Source organism: Paenibacillus sp. PK4536, from assembly GCF_028594455.2.
Classification (GTDB): domain Bacteria; phylum Bacillota; class Bacilli; order Paenibacillales; family Paenibacillaceae; genus Saccharibacillus; species Saccharibacillus nuruki.
In genome coordinates this window covers 475508-493509 of sequence record NZ_CP126313.1, presented here as the reverse complement: position 1 = coordinate 493509, position 18002 = coordinate 475508, and the positions used below count along the sequence as shown (strand labels likewise).

15 protein-coding genes are annotated in these 18002 nt (G+C 31.6%); all 15 read left to right on the top strand.

The genetic code is table 11. The features are described 5' to 3' along the window. Positions 1 to 13 precede the first annotated feature (13 nt). Positions 14 to 2005, top strand: coding sequence for a hypothetical protein (locus PO903_RS02440; RefSeq protein ID WP_273592491.1), 1992 nt, complete (start codon positions 14 to 16; stop codon positions 2003 to 2005). A gap of 21 nt (positions 2006 to 2026) precedes the next feature. Further along, positions 2027 to 5443: a hypothetical protein gene (locus tag PO903_RS02435; RefSeq protein WP_273592490.1), complete on the top strand. Its 3417-nt coding sequence runs from the start codon at positions 2027 to 2029 to the stop codon at positions 5441 to 5443. Between the two features lie 238 nt (positions 5444 to 5681). After that, positions 5682 to 6794: an FAD-dependent oxidoreductase gene (locus PO903_RS02430; protein ID WP_273592489.1), complete on the top strand. Its 1113-nt coding sequence runs from the start codon at positions 5682 to 5684 to the stop codon at positions 6792 to 6794. Further along, complete coding sequence (locus PO903_RS02425) at positions 6791 to 7735, top strand: glycosyltransferase (RefSeq protein ID WP_273592488.1); 945 nt, start codon at positions 6791 to 6793, stop codon at positions 7733 to 7735. Before PO903_RS02430 ends, PO903_RS02425 begins: the two co-directional genes overlap by 4 nt. 40 nt (positions 7736 to 7775) lie before the next feature. Then, positions 7776 to 8552: an NAD-dependent epimerase/dehydratase family protein gene (locus tag PO903_RS02420; RefSeq protein WP_273592487.1), complete on the top strand. Its 777-nt coding sequence runs from the start codon at positions 7776 to 7778 to the stop codon at positions 8550 to 8552. Next, positions 8549 to 9361 (top strand): sugar phosphate isomerase/epimerase family protein, encoded by an 813-nt coding sequence (locus PO903_RS02415; protein ID WP_273592486.1) that lies wholly within the window; start codon positions 8549 to 8551, stop codon positions 9359 to 9361. The genes PO903_RS02420 and PO903_RS02415 overlap by 4 nt, the downstream gene beginning before the upstream one ends. A gap of 11 nt (positions 9362 to 9372) precedes the next feature. Beyond that, complete coding sequence (locus tag PO903_RS02410; protein WP_273592485.1) at positions 9373 to 10164, top strand: glycosyltransferase family 2 protein; 792 nt, start codon at positions 9373 to 9375, stop codon at positions 10162 to 10164. Positions 10165 to 10223: 59 nt separating this feature from the next. Next, the gene (locus PO903_RS02405) at positions 10224 to 10967 is read left to right on the top strand and encodes a sugar phosphate nucleotidyltransferase (protein WP_273592484.1); all 744 of its coding nucleotides are present in this window, start codon (positions 10224 to 10226) and stop codon (positions 10965 to 10967) included. 11 nt (positions 10968 to 10978) lie between these two features. Beyond that, positions 10979 to 11524: a dTDP-4-dehydrorhamnose 3,5-epimerase gene (gene rfbC, locus PO903_RS02400; RefSeq protein WP_273592483.1), complete on the top strand. Its 546-nt coding sequence runs from the start codon at positions 10979 to 10981 to the stop codon at positions 11522 to 11524. A 52-nt stretch (positions 11525 to 11576) separates the two neighbouring features. Then, complete coding sequence (gene rfbB, locus PO903_RS02395) at positions 11577 to 12599, top strand: dTDP-glucose 4,6-dehydratase (protein WP_273592482.1); 1023 nt, start codon at positions 11577 to 11579, stop codon at positions 12597 to 12599. Next, on the top strand, positions 12596 to 13465 hold the full coding sequence (gene rfbD, locus PO903_RS02390; RefSeq protein ID WP_273592481.1) for a dTDP-4-dehydrorhamnose reductase: 870 nt from the start codon (positions 12596 to 12598) through the stop codon (positions 13463 to 13465). The genes rfbB and rfbD overlap by 4 nt, the downstream gene beginning before the upstream one ends. Before the next feature lie 218 nt (positions 13466 to 13683). After that, positions 13684 to 14649, top strand: coding sequence for a glycosyltransferase family 2 protein (locus PO903_RS02385; protein WP_273592480.1), 966 nt, complete (start codon positions 13684 to 13686; stop codon positions 14647 to 14649). Between the two features lie 91 nt (positions 14650 to 14740). Further along, positions 14741 to 15640: a glycosyltransferase family 2 protein gene (locus PO903_RS02380; protein WP_273592479.1), complete on the top strand. Its 900-nt coding sequence runs from the start codon at positions 14741 to 14743 to the stop codon at positions 15638 to 15640. A 2-nt stretch (positions 15641 to 15642) separates the two neighbouring features. Further along, complete coding sequence (locus PO903_RS02375) at positions 15643 to 17064, top strand: undecaprenyl-phosphate glucose phosphotransferase (protein ID WP_273592478.1); 1422 nt, start codon at positions 15643 to 15645, stop codon at positions 17062 to 17064. Between the two features lie 204 nt (positions 17065 to 17268). After that, positions 17269 to 17958 (top strand): heptaprenylglyceryl phosphate synthase, encoded by a 690-nt coding sequence (gene pcrB, locus PO903_RS02370; protein WP_273592477.1) that lies wholly within the window; start codon positions 17269 to 17271, stop codon positions 17956 to 17958. Positions 17959 to 18002: the final 44 nt, after the last annotated feature.

Here is an 18002-nt window from a genome sequence, read left to right as displayed (position 1 = left end):
TGAATAAACGGGAATGTTAAGAAAATTGAATTTTAATACAAATCAAATAAAGATTATTTTAAATATTGCAATTTTAGGTACAATTTTATACCTCGGCATGCTTATATATCAAACTTATACAGGAAATGGATTTCTATATGTTCATTACTTCATTTTTCCTTCGATATTATTTACAGTATACTTAGGTATTTTCTATTTTTATTCTTCTAAATTTTTTTATTTTGCGATTTTTTTTATGGTGATTTTATATTTTGTCTTTATTCCTTTTTATTCGCCTATAGATGAAGGTGCACATTTTGATATTATTCTCCATATAGCTCAAACAAAAAGTTTTCCGATTTTGTTTGATAATATTAATTCTTCTTTACTTATGCAACTAACAGGTAATAATGTACCTGGTGGTCTACAATACGAAGCTACACATCCTCCCTTTTACTATTTAATTGGTGCTTTATGTATACTTCCTTTTAAAAATAGTATTTTAATTAGCTTTTTTATCTTAAGAATTTTAGATGTACTAATTTTAGCAGTTACTTTTGTTATTGTGATGAAAGTCTATACTATATTAGTAACTAAAAAAAAAATTATTGAACAACCTATTGTTTTGATGTTGCTCTTCATTTCTTTTTTTATAAATCCAGCATTTATTACACGCATGATAACTATTAGTAATGAATCATTAGTGGTTGTTTTATTTTCAGTACTTTTTTACCTTGTTATTCGATTTGAGAACACTGTGCTCAGTTATAAACAAATTATTATATTAGCAGTATTATCTGTTGTTTTATTATTAACCAAGTTCACTACTATTTATGTTATTGGTCTTATCGTTATTGCGTTAATACTATCCAAGCAAATTAAAAAAATTCCATTATATATTTTTACTACTGGTCTATTATCATCACCGTGGTTTATTTATAATTATCTACATTATGATAGTTTGACGGGTAATGCTATTCATGCTGAATATGTTAGAAAATTGGTTAATCCAGAAAATATGATAATGCATTCTCAATATATTGTGCAAAAGTTATCTTATTTTTTAGGTAGTTTTTGGAATCCGCAAGAAAGTACTTATCCAAATTTACAGGAACCCTTCAACTTTATTACTACAACTTTAAGCAGTGTTCTTCTGTATTCTATTTTATTTAATATTTTTTATGTTATTTATACGTATATCAAGTACAAAAAAATAGAGAAGATATTAATTCTTTCGTTGGTAAGCATAATATTAAATATAGCAGTCGTCATTTATGGAACTTGGAGTGAATCAATAGATATTTTGATAGGAAGATATCTATATATGAATATTGTTCCACTTACTATTATTATTTATTTTTCTTTGAAAAAATTAATTCAAATTAAATATAGAAGCTATATTGCAATCACAATTTTCATTCTAACTATGTTCTTAACGGTTAATCAATTATTTACCTTTATGCAAGCTCCATACAATCTATTAGAGCGAGCAAAAACATACATTTTAATTACACATATCAATTCAGAAAACTACAATACTGATGCTTATAAACAATATGTCACAAAGCAAAATTTAAGTATTATACCTATGTCTTTTAGTATAGATAAATCAAAAACAACAGTAACGAGAAATATTACAATTGATAAACCATCCAAACTAAATGATATAAGTTTTTTGAATAATTATTATAATGTAATTGGTTTAGATCCATATATATTATGGAAATTACCATATATATTCAAAACAACGTCAAAGGATGTACTTTCTTTAGACCTTAAATATGCTCAAGGAGTAAATTTGAAAAATAAAACAGCACAACTATTTTGGGATGATGGTTCTGGATTCAGTGAAGAAAAATCAATTACTTTTGATATATCTAAATCCCAATCATATACTATTCCTATTGGTAAAAACCAACAGTGGTTAGATTCAAAAGTAGTAAAAGCGTTACGTTTTGATATGGTTACCACAGACACAAAAGTGTCTTTTCAAGTAGATAATCTTCAGCTTTTAAAACTTCAATAAAGTATAAGGAGATCTATTTTAATGTTTAAGTTTAAAAATTTAGCGATTAGAGCTATTATGTTATCTTCAGCTTTTTTAAGTTTAATTATTATGTTGCCTTACATTAATATAAGTTTAAGTTCGCCGGTTCCTATTAAAGATTTTTCACAGCACATCATGTCATGGGCTACATTAAATAATGTTGATATAGCTAGTAGAATAAAAGATTATTATCAAACTATTTTTGTAACAGTATTTATTTTTTTCGGCCTGAGTATTTTGTTATATTTACTTTTCCGAAAATATAAAGATCAAAGTGAAAATGCACCAATGTTTATTTTTATTCAGTCATGCTCACTAATAGGTTTTTTTGCTATTCTAGGTAATATTCTTGCATTCTCATTAGACGGAGCTTTATATTTTTTAGGTGGAATAATTGTATTAGCGTGGATTGCATTGGGTATAAGTAAAGAACACAAAAACCAACCATTTATATTAATTCTGTATTTTTGTTTGGGTGTACCATTTGCTTTATACTTTTGGCGTATATGTAAATCAATTAATATACTTACGAATTTTATTTCTTTTGAAAAAATAACTTATGACGTAACAATTTTTTTGATTTTATGGTTTGTAATTACATTTATTTTTATAGCACTTCATAAAAAAGTGGTAGCTATTGTAGAAACATTTACTGGAAAGAAAGAAGAAGTTTATTTATACAGTTTATCTTTAGCTGCTATCCCCGTACTAAGTACCATAGTTTTTCAATCTATAGCTTTAGAGAGCTACAATATATTGAATAAAAGATTTGATGTAGTCTTACATTCACCTGTAGCATTGTACAGTTTTATTATGGTAAGTAGCTTAATTATGGCATCTATTATTTTTTGGAAAAAATTATATAAATCAAGTAATAGAGATGTTCAAATAGTAAATAGTCAAACTCAGTATGTAGTATACACATGGTTTCTACCAATTGTTTTACTATCTTTTGTAATGATTAGTATTCAACCAGCAAAGTTTGCTTCAGTCGGAAACGAGTTTTTTGAATTAGCTAATCATGGATTATCGGTTGATCATTTATTTAAGTATGGAAGTATTCCGATTATAGAAACGTTTGATGCGCACATGTTAGCTTATCAAATTTTTGCATATATATATAGTTTGTTAAATGGTTATGAGCCCTGGGCAACTTTTCTTTATAATTCATATATTGAAATATTTAATATACTTATACTATATTGTGTATTAAGAATTATGGTGAAAGAGATCTATGCCTTTTTATTAATTATAAGCTTTCCTTTACTTGCCAGTTTATTTAATAGCGACTTTTTATTAGCTGCTTGGTTAGTACTTGTTATCATTAGGGGAGTCCTTAGATATTCGAAATCCTTGCGACAAACTAAATGGCAGTTTTTAGAATTCTGGATTGTAGCTTCTTTAATTTGTTTATACAGATTAGATTTGGGCGCAACTTCACTTTTTGCTGGAATTTGCAGTTATATTTCGTTTCTTATTTTTAGCTATAGATTTAAAGATATTTTTAAATTTTTAATAACAGGAATATTGTATGGAATTTCAGGCTTGATTGTTTTTATTTTACTATGTATATCTAAAAATATTTCCCCGTTTAGACGATTAAGTGAATTTTTAGAAATAGCAAATTCTAATCAAAGTTGGGCCTTTCCTGAAGTGGGAAACCCTCTTTCGCTCGCATATACAATTGGCTATTATATTTTTCCACTTGTCAGTTTAGGTATATTAATATTTATTATTATGAATTATTGTTTTGATAAGAAAAAATTTAATGAAATTGAATCTCAACATAAAACTCTTATTATTTTGACTTTTTATTTTCTTTCATTTGTGTTATTTAATATACCTCGTGGCATTGTACGCCATTCATTATTGGAAGGCACATTAATTTCTTTATTGAGTGTATTATCTCTCGGTCTGTTATCTTTTATTATGTTAATATATAAAGGGAAACAACGTCTTTTGGTTTTCTTATCATCTAGTTTTGTAATTTTGGTTTTGATCAATATTAATCTTGGTGCTAAAGGAGAAGATCTTGCAGATAAAAAACCTAAAACATTTGCATCTAATTCAATAATTCAATATGCACTAAACTCTCCATCTTATAATCAACAATATGAAAGTGGACGTTCTTTTAAATATACACGTCTGCAAGGAGAATATCCTAAAGATGCTCAAAATCTAAAAACAGTGTTAGATGTCATTTTGGACAAAAATCAAACCTATTTTGACTTTTCTTCAACTAACTATTTTTATGCATTAGTTGATCGTAAAAATCCTGTTTATATGAATCAATCTCCTTTAATTATAAATAATGATAAAATGCAGAGAGATGTAATAGAAACACTGAAAGAACAAAAGATACCTGTGGTTTTAATGCCTATATACGGAAAAAGTGGAAGTAAAATGGATATATTAACTGTAGATTATAAATATTATTTGTTAGCAGAATATATTTACAATCGTTATTCACCTATGCTTCGTTTGAACGGTTTTGACGTTTATGTATTAAAAGAAAATAAAAAAGCGTTTTTAGATAAATTATTAAGCGAAAATATTATTCAACCTGAAAACTATAGTAGTGATTTTAGTTATTTAAAAAATGATAAAAAATCGAATGGCCTCAATATGCATTTCAGTGAGAATGGTACATTAGAAATTAAAACTACAGGACGAGATCCTTATATTTACGGTTTTTGGCCTAACAACAAATTTAAAAATAATCATCCTTCCAAAAATAATAATTCCGTAAATATTAATATTAATTATTCTTCTGTAGCTTCTGGATCAGTCCAGTTATTTTATACTTTTTCTAAATCAGAATCATTTAATGAAAAGTATTCTCAAAAGATTCATATAGATGCTAACTCGCAAGGTGTTCTTAATTTTCAACTTCCCAATATACCTGCAGATTTGCGACTGGATATAGATATGCCTTCTATAACTTTAGAAAAATTTAATATTGACTATAACACTCAAGGAATAACTTTAAATGATGGACAAAATGAATTGTGGGAAAGGATTTTAGGTTATATTCCACTACTATGGGGAAATCAAGATGGAAATAGTGTCTATCAACAAATTCATTCTTTACCTAGTATATTAGAGACTAAAGAGATTTTTTGGTCAACTCAATCAATCAAGTCGTTAGAACAACCTGTGGAAATTGTTTTTGATATAGATAGTGATATTGAACAGTTAGCTTATTTAAGCTTATTAGACAAAAATAATAAAGTAATAGGAACATTTTCTTTTAATGTACTATCAGGTAAGCATTTATATGTTGTTCGTTTAAGTACAGATTATAAATTTTGGAATGGGAAAGTAAATAAAATTAAATTTAATACAGATTCAAATGTAAAGCTAGATAAATTGTCTTATTTTTTTCCTAATAGCACACAATTTATTTCTGTGAAGTAATGAAGTTGAGAGTATGAAAATTAATGGTCACAAAATGTTACCATCTAAAAACAACACTTAGCTACTGTTTTTAGATGGTAACGGTAAAATGTAGCACTATTATATACGTATACTATAAAATAAATGAGTATAGACTGTGCAATCTATTATAGGATTTATAGGTATAGAATGGTATTATATGAATCGGTTACTGTGTAGGATTGTATATTTCATCTCGAAATGGAAGGAAATGAAGAAATTGAAATTTGATTATATCATCTTTGGTGCAGGTATATATGGGCTATATGCTGCTCATTTATTAGCACAAAAAGATGTGAATGTAGCAATTATTGAATTTGATTCAGCTCCTTTACTACGAGCAAGTTTTATTAATCAAGCTCGCGTTCATAATGGATATCATTATCCAAGGAGTGTATCTACTGCTGAAAAATCAGCTCACTATTATGAGCGTTTTGTTAATGATTTCTCATTTGCTATTAATGATAGATTTAAGAAAATATATGCTATATCTGCTAACGATTCGCTTACAAATGCAGAACAATTTTTGAAATTTTGTGATTATGTTAAAATACCGGCTTCAGAAGTTAGTAGTCAGACATATTTTAATAAAGGGTTAGTAGAATCAACTTTTGAAACGATTGAATATACATTTGATGCTGATATTATTCGTAATTGGTATATTGAAAAATTAGCTGAATTCAAAAATGTTACTATTATGTATGAAAAAAATTTAGAGAAGACATCTATTAATGAAAATTTATTCTATTTACATTTTAAAGATGGAAGTGTTGTTTCAACGCCTAAAGTTTTAAATGCTACTTATGCTAGTATTAATCAAATTATTGCTAAATTTGGAATGGAATTATTCAAAACTAAATATGAAATTTGTGAGGTTATCATGACTCATGTGTCCAGTAATATGAAAAATGTAGGTCTTACTGTTATGGATGGTCCTTTTTTCTCTTTAATGCCTTTTGGAGATAGCGGATATCATTCTCTTACTTCTGTAGGGCATACTCCTCATGAGAGTTCAATGAATGAATTACCAATATTTTCCTGTCAAGGTATCAATACAAATTGTACATCTTCACAATTGATGAATTGCAATTCCTGCTTTGCGAGACCAGAAACAGCTTGGATCAGAATGAACCAACTCGCTAAAAAGTATCTAGTACCTGAAATTCAAGTATCATACCAAAAATCGTTATTTGCAGTAAAAGCTTTAGTAAGTGCATCAGAATTGGATGATTCAAGACCTACTGTTATTAAAACTTTCACAGATAATCCTATGTTTACTTCAGTATTTTCTGGGAAATTTAATACTATATATGATTTGGAGGAAGTTCTGTGAAAGAACCCGTTTTCGTATCAGTAGTTATGTACACATATAATGATGAGCATGTAATTGCTGATGCTCTAATAAAAATGGATCAAAAAATAAGTGCATCTTTTAAAAACTACGAATTGATTTTAGTAAATGATGCAAGTACTGATAAAACCTTAGAAAATGCAAGAGAAGCAATTGCTAAATTACATGGAGATACTACTATTATTAATCTATCCAGAAAACATGGTGTAGAATCATCAATGATGGCTGGTCTAAATAAATCTATTGGTGATTTTGTTTTTGAGGTTGAATCGATGGATGTTAACTATTCTTTTGAATTACTTTACGAAATGTTCAAAGTTGCAACTGGAAAAGGGTATGATATTGTTGCTGCTACTTCAGGGCAAACGGGTTGGAAGTCAAAGCTGTTCTACAAATTATTAAATAGTATGTCTTATCTAAACTTATCTTTATCAACCGAAAATGTAAGATTAGTTACAAGAAGAGCATTGAATGCAATGTTGAATTTAAAAGAAAAAGTTAGATATCGTAAAGCTTTGTACGAATTTACAGGATATTCAAAAACTCTTATATCGTATAAAACAGATAAAGCAGATAGTCATAGAAAAATGAATCGAGAAAATTTTTCTTTGGCTATAGATGCTTTAGTTTCTTTTTCAAATGCTGGGCTTAAACTATCTCATTATTTATCTATTGCCTTTTTTTTATTTTCTATTTTTATGGGTGCTTATGCACTTTACAACTATTTCTTCAACAAATCTGTTGTAGAAGGTTGGACTACACTAATGATTATTATTTGTTTTGGTTTCGCAGGTATGTTTTTCATTATCGGAATCATTGGAGAATATATTGCTAGAATATTGATTGAAACACAGAATCGTCCATTTTATAGTGCTTCTTCTGTTGAAATGTATAAAGAAAAAAGACAATCTGTAAATAAATAATATTCAATAAAATTCAGTGTAAAAAGGAGAATGTTTATCTATGGGGAAAACAAGTTTATTAGGCTATACAGGATTTGTAGGTACTACTTTAACTCAACAAACTCAATTTGATGATCTTTATAATTCTAAAAATATTAACGAACTTAAAGGTAAAGAATATGATCTGATTGTATGTGCTGCTGCACCAGCAGTGAAATGGAAAGCAAATCAAAATGCAGAAGAAGATTTAAATAACCTCCAACTGTTAATGAATAGCTTGAAAGAGGTAAAAGCAGAATTTTTTGTTCTAATTTCTACAGTTGATGTTTATAAAAACCCTTATAATGTTGATGAAGATACTATCATTATTCCAAAAGAACTTGAACCATATGGAAAACATCGTTTTTACCTAGAACAATTTATTAAGGAACATTTTTCTAAACATCTTATTATTAGATTGCCTGGATTGTTTGGAGACGGATTAAAGAAAAACTTTATATATGATTTAATAAATAATAATCGTTTTGATTTAACGCATAAGGACAGTAGCTTTCAGTTTTATAATATGATTAATTTATGGTCAGATATTCAAATTGCTTTTAAAAATAACGACTCTCTTGTTAATTTTAACTCTGAACCTGTTACAGCTTTTGAAATTGCAGAGTATGCTCTCGGTTTAGAATTTAATAATATTACTGAAAAATCACCAGTATATTACAACATGGAGAGCAAGTATGCTAAAAATTATGGAGGAGATAACCGGTACTTTAAAAATAAATCAGAGATTTTAGAAGAAATAAAGCAATTTATTAAAGTACAACAGAGTGGCTTATCATGAATATTTCTATTTCGAATATTGCTTGGGAAATGTCTGAAGATGCTAAAGTGTTAGATTTATTAAAAGAATATTCTATCCATGGTTTAGAAGTAGCTCCTACTAAAATCTGGGATAATCCAACAGAAGCTTCAGTAGAAGATATTAAAATATTTAAAGAAAAATGGAGTCAACATAATATTGAATTGGTTGGAATGCAATCTTTATTATTTGGACAAACCGATCTTTATTTATTTAAATCTACAAATTCCCGTGAAAATTTAAAAAACTATTTAATTAAGATTATAGAATTGGCTGGAATACTTGGAACTAAGAATTTAGTATTTGGTTCTCCTAAAAATCGACTGGTTGAAGGAAAAAGTAAAAAAGAACAACTAGAAATTGTTATTCCTTTTTTTCAGCAACTTGGTAAAACAGCATTAGATAATAATGTTTTACTATGTATCGAACCTAATGCTCCCCAATATGGGTGTGATTTTATTACGAATACAGACGAAGCTATTGAATTAATTGAACTAATCAATCACCCTGGTATTCAATTACATTTAGATGCGGCAGTAATGACTTTGAATAAAGAAAATTATGCTGAATCCTTAGAAAAAGCAAGTCCATATTTAGCTCATTTTCACATCAGCGAGCCATATCTTAATTTAATAGGTTCCGAAAATACAGATCATCATGCTATTTTTAATGCTTTAAATAAAATAAACTATAAAAAATGGATTTCTATAGAAATGAAGAATGGACTATTAGATAATAATATCGATAGTGTCAAAAAATCTCTTGATTTTGTAAGTAAAATTTATAAATAGAGTGGAGCTAGATGAATAAAATCATGCAAAAAAATTGGCAAGTTCCTCATTCTAATGTTAAAGAATTTTTCTTGAAAAAAAACAAATATTGTGTTTGTGTTCCAGTCATTAATGAAGGTGAAAAGATTCAAAAACAACTTAAACGTATGAGTGAATTTGCAAATATTATTGACATTATTATCTTGGATGGAGGGAGTACAGATAACTCACTAAATATAGATTTTTTGATGTCTATAGGAGTTAAAGCACTTCTCACTAAAAAGGATAAAGGTAAGCTAAGCGCACAATTACGAATGGGTTTTGCTTATGCTCTTGAGCAAGGTTATGAAGGTATTATAACAGTAGATGGTAATAACAAAGATAGTATAGAATCTATACCTTCTTTTATTCAAAAGTTAGAAGAGGGATTCGATTTTGTTCAAGGATCGCGTTATGTACCAGGAGGAAATGAAATAAACACTCCTTTATCACGTAAGCTTGCTATCAAACTCATACATGCTCCAATGATTTCTTTTATATCTGGCTATCGTTATACAGATACTACTAACGGATTTAGAGCACATTCTAAAAGATTTTTAATGGATGAGCGACTTCAACCATTCCGCAATATTTTTGAAACTTATGAATTATTGGCTTATTTATCTGTAAAAGCTCCTAAGCTTGGTTATAAAGTAGTAGAAATACCAGTTACTCGTTCATATCCAATAGGAAAAATTCCTACTAAAATAAGTCCACTACGTGGAAATATGTCGTTAATTAAGATATTATTAGGCTTGGCTATGAAAAAATACGATCCTAAATAAATTTTAACATTTAAATAGTTTATAATTTGGAACGTAATATATCAGGGAGGTTTTTATTCATGAAAGGCATTATTTTAGCAGGAGGTACAGGTTCACGCTTGTATCCATTAACAAAAGTAACTAACAAGCATCTTTTACCTGTTGGAAAATATCCAATGATTTTCCACTCGGTTTATAAATTAAAACAAGCTGATATCAAAGATATCTTAATCGTTACAGGTAAAGACCATATGGGTGATGTAGTTAACTTATTAGGTAGCGGAAGTGATATGGGGGTTACATTTACATACAAAGTGCAGGATGAAGCGGGTGGTATTGCACAAGCTTTGGATCTAGCAGAACACTTTGTAGCAGATGATCAAATGGTTGTTATTCTAGGCGATAATGTATTTGCTGATGATATTGCTCCATTTGTACAAAATTTCCGTGAACAAAAACAAGGTGCTAAATTGCTACTTCAACAGGTACATGATCCACAGCGTTATGGTGTAGCTGAAATGGATGGCGAACGTATTATTTCGATCGAAGAAAAACCAAAAGAACCTAAAAGTGATTTTGCTGTAACAGGTATTTATATGTTCGATAACAATGTATTTGATATCGTCAAAACATTAAAACCATCTGATCGCGGTGAATTAGAAATCACAGATGTAAACAATGCGTATATTGAACGTGGTGAGCTAACCTTTGATATTCTTACAGGCTGGTGGACAGATGCAGGTACACACGCATCTTTAGCTAAAGCAAATGAATTAGCACAAGAAATTGTTTTTGGTGAAGAGTTCGGTAAGCTCAAACTGTAAGGAGGATCATCATGAAAGTCACATCTTTAACATTAGAAGGCGCTAAACTTGTAGAACCTGTAGTACATGGCGATCATCGTGGATTTTTTATGGAAAGTTATAATGAAAAATTAATGCATGAACACGGTATTATGCATAACTTTATTCAAGATAATCATTCTCTTTCTGCTGAACCTGGTGTGCTTAGAGGAATGCATTATCAGCTTAATCCCAAAGCACAAACTAAATTGATTCGTGTAATTTCAGGTTCGATTTATGATGTGATTTTGGATATTCGTAAAGACTCGCCTACATTCGGGCAATGGCAAGGGTTTATTCTAAGTGATGCGAATAAACGTCAATTGCTAGTTCCACAAGGATTCGCACATGGATTCTGCACATTAGCAGCGAATACCCAAGTCATCTATAAAGTAGATGAATATTACTCACCTGAGCATGACCGAGGAATTGCTTGGGATGATCCGTCTTTAAATATTGATTGGCCTGTATCAAGTCCAGTATTATCTGATAAAGATACGCGTCATCCTTTACTCAAAGATGCAGAACTTAATTTTTAATATGATAAATAAATAGTTAGAATCTAAATTGGATTCTTACAGGAGGCAAACTATGAAATTACTTGTTACTGGCGGAGCCGGTTTTATTGGTAGTAACTTCGTTTTATATATGTTACGCGAACACCCTGAATACCAGATCGTTAACGTAGATGCTCTTACTTATGCAGGAAATCTTGAAAATTTAAAATCGATTGAAGGCAATCCTAACCATACATTTGTGAAAGCCGATATTGCAGATACAGCAACCATGGATCGCTTAGTTGCAGACGGTGTAGATATCATTGTTAACTTTGCAGCAGAATCGCATGTAGATCGTAGTATTTTGGAACCTGAAATTTTTGTGAAAACAAATGTTGTGGGTACTCAAGTACTTCTGGATGTGGCTAAAAAATATAACATCACCAAGTTTGTACAAGTGTCTACAGATGAAGTATACGGTTCTTTAGGCGAAACAGGACTCTTTACCGAAGAGACACCTATTACACCAAACAGTCCATATTCAGCAAGTAAAGCAGGTGGAGACTTATTAGTACGCGCATACCATGAGACATTTGGTTTGCCGGTTAATATTACACGTTGTTCTAATAACTATGGTCCTTTCCAATTCCCTGAGAAGTTGATTCCATTGATTATTTCTCGTTCTTTAGCTGATGAAGCACTGCCTGTATATGGAGATGGACTCAATATCCGTGACTGGTTGTATGTAGAAGACCATTGTAGTGCAATAGATCTGGTTATTCATGAAGGTAAAAATGGAGAAGTCTACAATATTGGTGGTAACAATGAGCGTACGAATATCCATATTGTTAAAACCATTTTAGAACAACTGGGTAAACCAGAATCTTTGATCAAATATGTAGAAGATCGTTTGGGTCATGATCGTCGTTATGGTATTGATCCTACCAAAATTATGAATGAACTGGGATGGAAGCCTAAGCATAATTTCGAAACAGGGATCAAAGAAACAATTCAATGGTATTTGGATAACAAAGACTGGTGGACACGTATTGCTTCTGGAGCGTATCAAGAATATTACCAACAGCAATATGGAGATCGCCTAGGAGCCAGTCAATGAGAGTATTGATAACAGGCGCTTCTGGTCAACTTGGAGTGGATACTGTAAAAGTAGTCCAAGCTAAAGGGCATGAAGTATTAGGCTGTGATCGCCAGACATTAGATATTACAAATTTAGAGCAGTGCCAGCAAGTCATCACTTCTTTTGGGCCGGAAGTGATTATTCATTGCGCAGCGTATACCGAAGTAGATGCAGCTGAAACGGATATTGATGGAGCTTATCTAGTAAATGCTGTAGGCACACGTAATATTGTTATCGCTGCAGAAGCGGTACAAGCTAAAGTGATCTATATTAGTACAGATTATGTATTTGATGGACAAGGTATACATCCTTATCATGAGTACGATAATACAGATCCTCAAAGTATTTATGGTAAATCTAAGCGTGCTGGTGAAGTATTGACTCAATCTTTATCCTCACGTTATTTTATTGTGCGTACTTCATGGGTATACGGTTTGCATGGTAACAATTTTGTGAAAACGATGCTGAAGCTAGGTCAGGAAAAACCACAACTTAAAGTCGTTCATGACCAAAAAGGCTCACCCACCTATACAGTAGACTTAGCAGGATTTTTGACAGAATTGATGGAGACTGAGAAATATGGCGTTTACCATGCTTCTAATAGTGAATCATGTACATGGTATGAATTTACTCAAGAAATATTCAGACAAGCTGTTGATATTCTAGGTGTAGATATAAAAGCTATCATAGAACCATGTGCAACTAATGAATTTCCAAGACCCGCTCCAAGACCGGCTAATTCTGTGATGGAGCATTTAGCTATACGGACGAATGGATTTACAGATATTCGTCCTTGGCAAGAAGGGTTAACTGCTTTTTTGCAAGAATCTCAAAATGATAAGTAACTCAAATTAAATAGCTACGTAAAAAGCTGAATTTGATCTTTTATAGGATCAGTATTCAGCTTTTTATATATATTGTTTAATAGATGTACAGCAATAGGTGTTTCAACGGTTTAGGATCTAAATTTGTGATGGATTACAGAATAGATTATTATCGATCGGTTAAATTTGCTATATTAGAAGTAAGATTAATTATTTTTATAAATAAATGAGGTAAAATAATGAGTGCACAAGGATTATTGCAAGTATTAATGTCTACATACAATGGAGAAAAATATATTTCAGAACAGCTGAATAGTATATTCTCTCAGCCTTATCAATCGATTCAAATTTTGATTCGTGATGATGGATCTAGTGATAATACTCTTGTAATCATCAATCAATATCAACAGGATTATCCCGGGCGTATCCATCTTATCGAAGGAAAAAATATAGGGGTAGTCCCTAGTTTTTGGACACTTATGCAACATGCAGATCTTTCAGCAGATTATTTTTGTTTTTGTGATCAAGATGATGTATGGATGCCTCATAAAGCTCAACGTGCAGTGCAACTGCTAGCAGAGATGGAAAAAGAAGATGAACCTTTTAAAAGTAATATTCCAGCTATGATCTGTACAGATACTCAGCTTACAGATGGGGAGTTAAATCCAACGGCGATATGGCCAGGAATGCCACACTTAAAACCTTCTTTTTACAATGCTCTGATTCAAAATATTGCTGTAGGAGCAACAGTAACTTTTAATCGTGCTACTTTAGAATTATTAATGCATAAAAAAAAGAACGTCAATATAGCAGATATTCAAATGCATGATTGGTGGGCATATCTAGTTGTATCTTGTTTTGGTAAATTTCATTTTGAACATACGCCATCTATTTATTATCGTCAGCATGGAGGAAATGCGGTTGGTGGGGAATGGACTATTTTGCAAAAGTTGAAAAAGAAATGGAATAGCTTTTTAAAACATAAAGGGAACAAAAATCTGTTAGTGCAACAAGCGAAGGAATTTAAACGTCTTTATGGTAGTGAAATTGTTGATCCAGAAATGTGTATTCAACTAGATTTGTTTATTGAACCTCGAAAAAATATAATCAGTAGAATAGGATATTTAAGAAAATCGAAATTGTATAGACAATCTTTAATGGAGCAACTATTATTCCGCTTTTTAATTTTAGTAGGTTATATCTAAGAAGAATAATAGAATCTATGCGGATTTATCTTTTTGATATATAGATATGCTATAATGCCAGTAGATTTATATTTTAGTCAGGAGCGTTACCATGGACGTTAGCATTTTAATTTTAAATTATAATACTTGCCAGCTTACACTTGATTGTATTCAGTCTGTGTACCAATCGCAGACTCAATATGCATATGAGATCATTGTTATCGATAATGCTTCTAGCGATGGTTCCGCAACAGCGATTCCTGCTGCCTATCCAGAACTCAGTTTTATCGCTAATACCGATAATGTTGGATTTGCTAAAGGGAATAATCAGGGAATGAAGATTGCGCAAGGACGATATATACTACTACTTAATTCCGACACCATCGTTCAGTCTGATACTTTAGAGACGATGGTGTCTTTTATGGATGCTTATCCACGGGCAGGAGCTTCAGGCTGTAAAATTGTATTACCTGATGGATCACTCGATAAAGCATGCAAACGAGGATTCCCTACACCGGCAGCGTCATTTTATTATGCATTTGGATTTTCGAAATGGTTTCCAGATAATCCACGCTTCAATGGTTACCAACTAGGCTATCTGAATCCAGATGAGTCTTACCCGATTGATTCATTGGTAGGTGCATTTATGTTAGTTCGACGTGAAGTCATCGAACAGATCGGTGGACTGGACGAATCCTTTTTTATGTACGGAGAAGATATTGATTGGTGTTACCGCATCAAAGAAGCGGGTTGGGAAATTCATTACCGGGGAAATACACAAATTATTCATTATAAAGGTGCAAGCAGTCGTCGCAAACCTTTCAAAATCATTTATGAGTTTCATCGAGCAATGTGGCTCTTTCATCGTAAACACTATCGGCAAAAGTATTCTTTGGTTACGAACAGTGTTGTATTTATCGGTATTGGAGTCAAATTAATATTGTCACTGATAAAAAATAAATTATTACCTGCTAAACCTACTTTATCGACAGAAGCAGAAAGGAGAACGTAAATATGATTCGTAAAAATCAACGCTTTTTAACCCGTCTGTATATATTAGCTGATTTTTTGATCATTCAGTTTTCTTTTCTACTTGCCTGGTTTATAAAGTTTGAAAGTGGCTGGTTTGCTTATGATACCCCTGCTGAATTCGGAGCCTTACCGATCGAAACATATGCGCTTTGGAGTATAGTATATGGTGGTATAGCGATCTTGATTGGCGGAATGAGCACACTGTATTCACCGAAACGTAAAAAACGTTTTGCTGATGAATTGCTGAAAATTTTCCAAACGCATCTTGTCAGTATTTTTGTACTATTGGGTGCATTATTTTTTGTAAAAGAAGTCAATATTTCTCGTTCTTATTTGTTTATTTATGTCATTCTAACGTTGATGCTGATTATGGCTTATCGCTATGTGATTAAAAAAGGACTAAAACGTGCGAGACAACGTGGATTTAATAAACAGTTTGTTTTGATCCTCGGAGCAGGTTCACTCGGTAAACGATTTTGCAATAACCTAGAGCAGTATCCAGAAATGGGTTATGAAATTGTTGGATTTTTAGATGATTATTTAGAAGATAATGAAGCTGAACCGAATAAGTACAAACCGATTTTAGGCAAAATGGATAAACTCGGTGAGATTTTGCATACGATGATGATCGATGAAGTCATTTTAGCTTTACCGTTAGATGCACATCATAAATATCCAAGCATTATTGCTGAATGTGAAAAAGCAGGCGTCCGGACTTTAATTATTCCAGATTTCTTTGATTATCTACCTGCCCGTCCATACTTTGATAACTTTGCGGGTATGCCTATGATTAATGTACGTGATATTCCACTCGATATTGCAGCGAATCGTATTTTTAAACGATTATTCGATATTGTCTTTGTATTAATAGCGATTATTATTACATCACCAATCATGATTATTGTAGCGATTGGCGTACGAATGACTTCGCCGGGCTCTGTCATCTTTAAGCAGGAACGTGTAGGACTGAATCGTCGTAACTTTACGATGTACAAATTCCGTTCGATGCGTATTATCCCTGAAGGGCAGATTGATACAGGCTGGACTACAGCCGATGATCCGCGTAAAACCAAATTTGGTGCTTTTATTCGTAAAACAAGCTTAGATGAGCTTCCTCAATTTTTTAACGTATTATTTGGAGATATGAGTGTAGTTGGACCTCGTCCGGAACGTCCATACTTTGTAGAACAATTTCGTGATGAAATTCCAAAGTATATGATCAAGCATCATGTACGTCCTGGAATCACAGGGTGGGCACAAAGCAATGGTCTACGTGGAGATACATCGATTGAAGAGCGGATCAATCATGATATTTTTTATATTGAAAATTGGTCATTATTATTTGATATCAAAATTATCTTCAAAACGATTCATAACGGTTTTGTGAATAAAAATGCTTATTAATAAGTACATCACATAAACAACGATAAGTAAGCAAGAAAAGTGTCTTGTTCCGGATATAAAGGAGCAGGGTACTTTTTTTGCATTTTATATGATTATCAATGGTAAAATAAATTTGTTCCCCTAAAATGCGAACAAAAAATTGACACTGTGCATCGGCTATCATAGACTTAATTTGAAGGTTGTCCGAAGACGGAGGAATGAAGGTTGAGAGAACAAATCAAATCATGGCAACATGTATTTAAACTGGACCCAGATCGACCTATTTCGGACGATGAATTAAGACAAGTTTGTTGTTCCGGAACAGATGCTATTATGGTAGGCGGGTCGTCTGGAGTCACGTATGATAATACAGCTGATCTTGTAAAGCGCATCGGTCAATATGAGGTACCTTGTGTACTTGAAGTATCTGATTTAGAAATGGTTGTACCTGGATTCGATCTGTATATGATTCCACTGATATTAAATACTAACGATAGTCAGTGGATGATTGGTCAGCATGTAGCAGCGATTGAACAATATAGCCAACTGATCCCCTGGGATAAGCTTGCTCCTGAAGGATATATTGTGTTAAATGCTCATTCTACAGTTGCTCAGCGTACTGAAGCGTTAACAGAGATAGATACCGATCGAGCAACCGCTTATGCTCAAGCAGGCGATCGCTTATTTCAGTTGCCTATTATTTATATTGAATATAGCGGACGTTTTGGAGATATGACATTAACCGCTGAGATTCATCGATCTATACATCAAAGCCAATTATTTTATGGTGGAGGCATTAGAGATATGCATTCTGCTCGTCAAGCCAAGCAAGTATGTGATACCATTGTCGTCGGTAATATAATTTATGAAAATCTGCAAGCCGCATTAGATACTGTACAAGTTATCTCCAGATAACGAGAAGTATCCTAACTTGATCATAGATGATTTTCAACTATCAT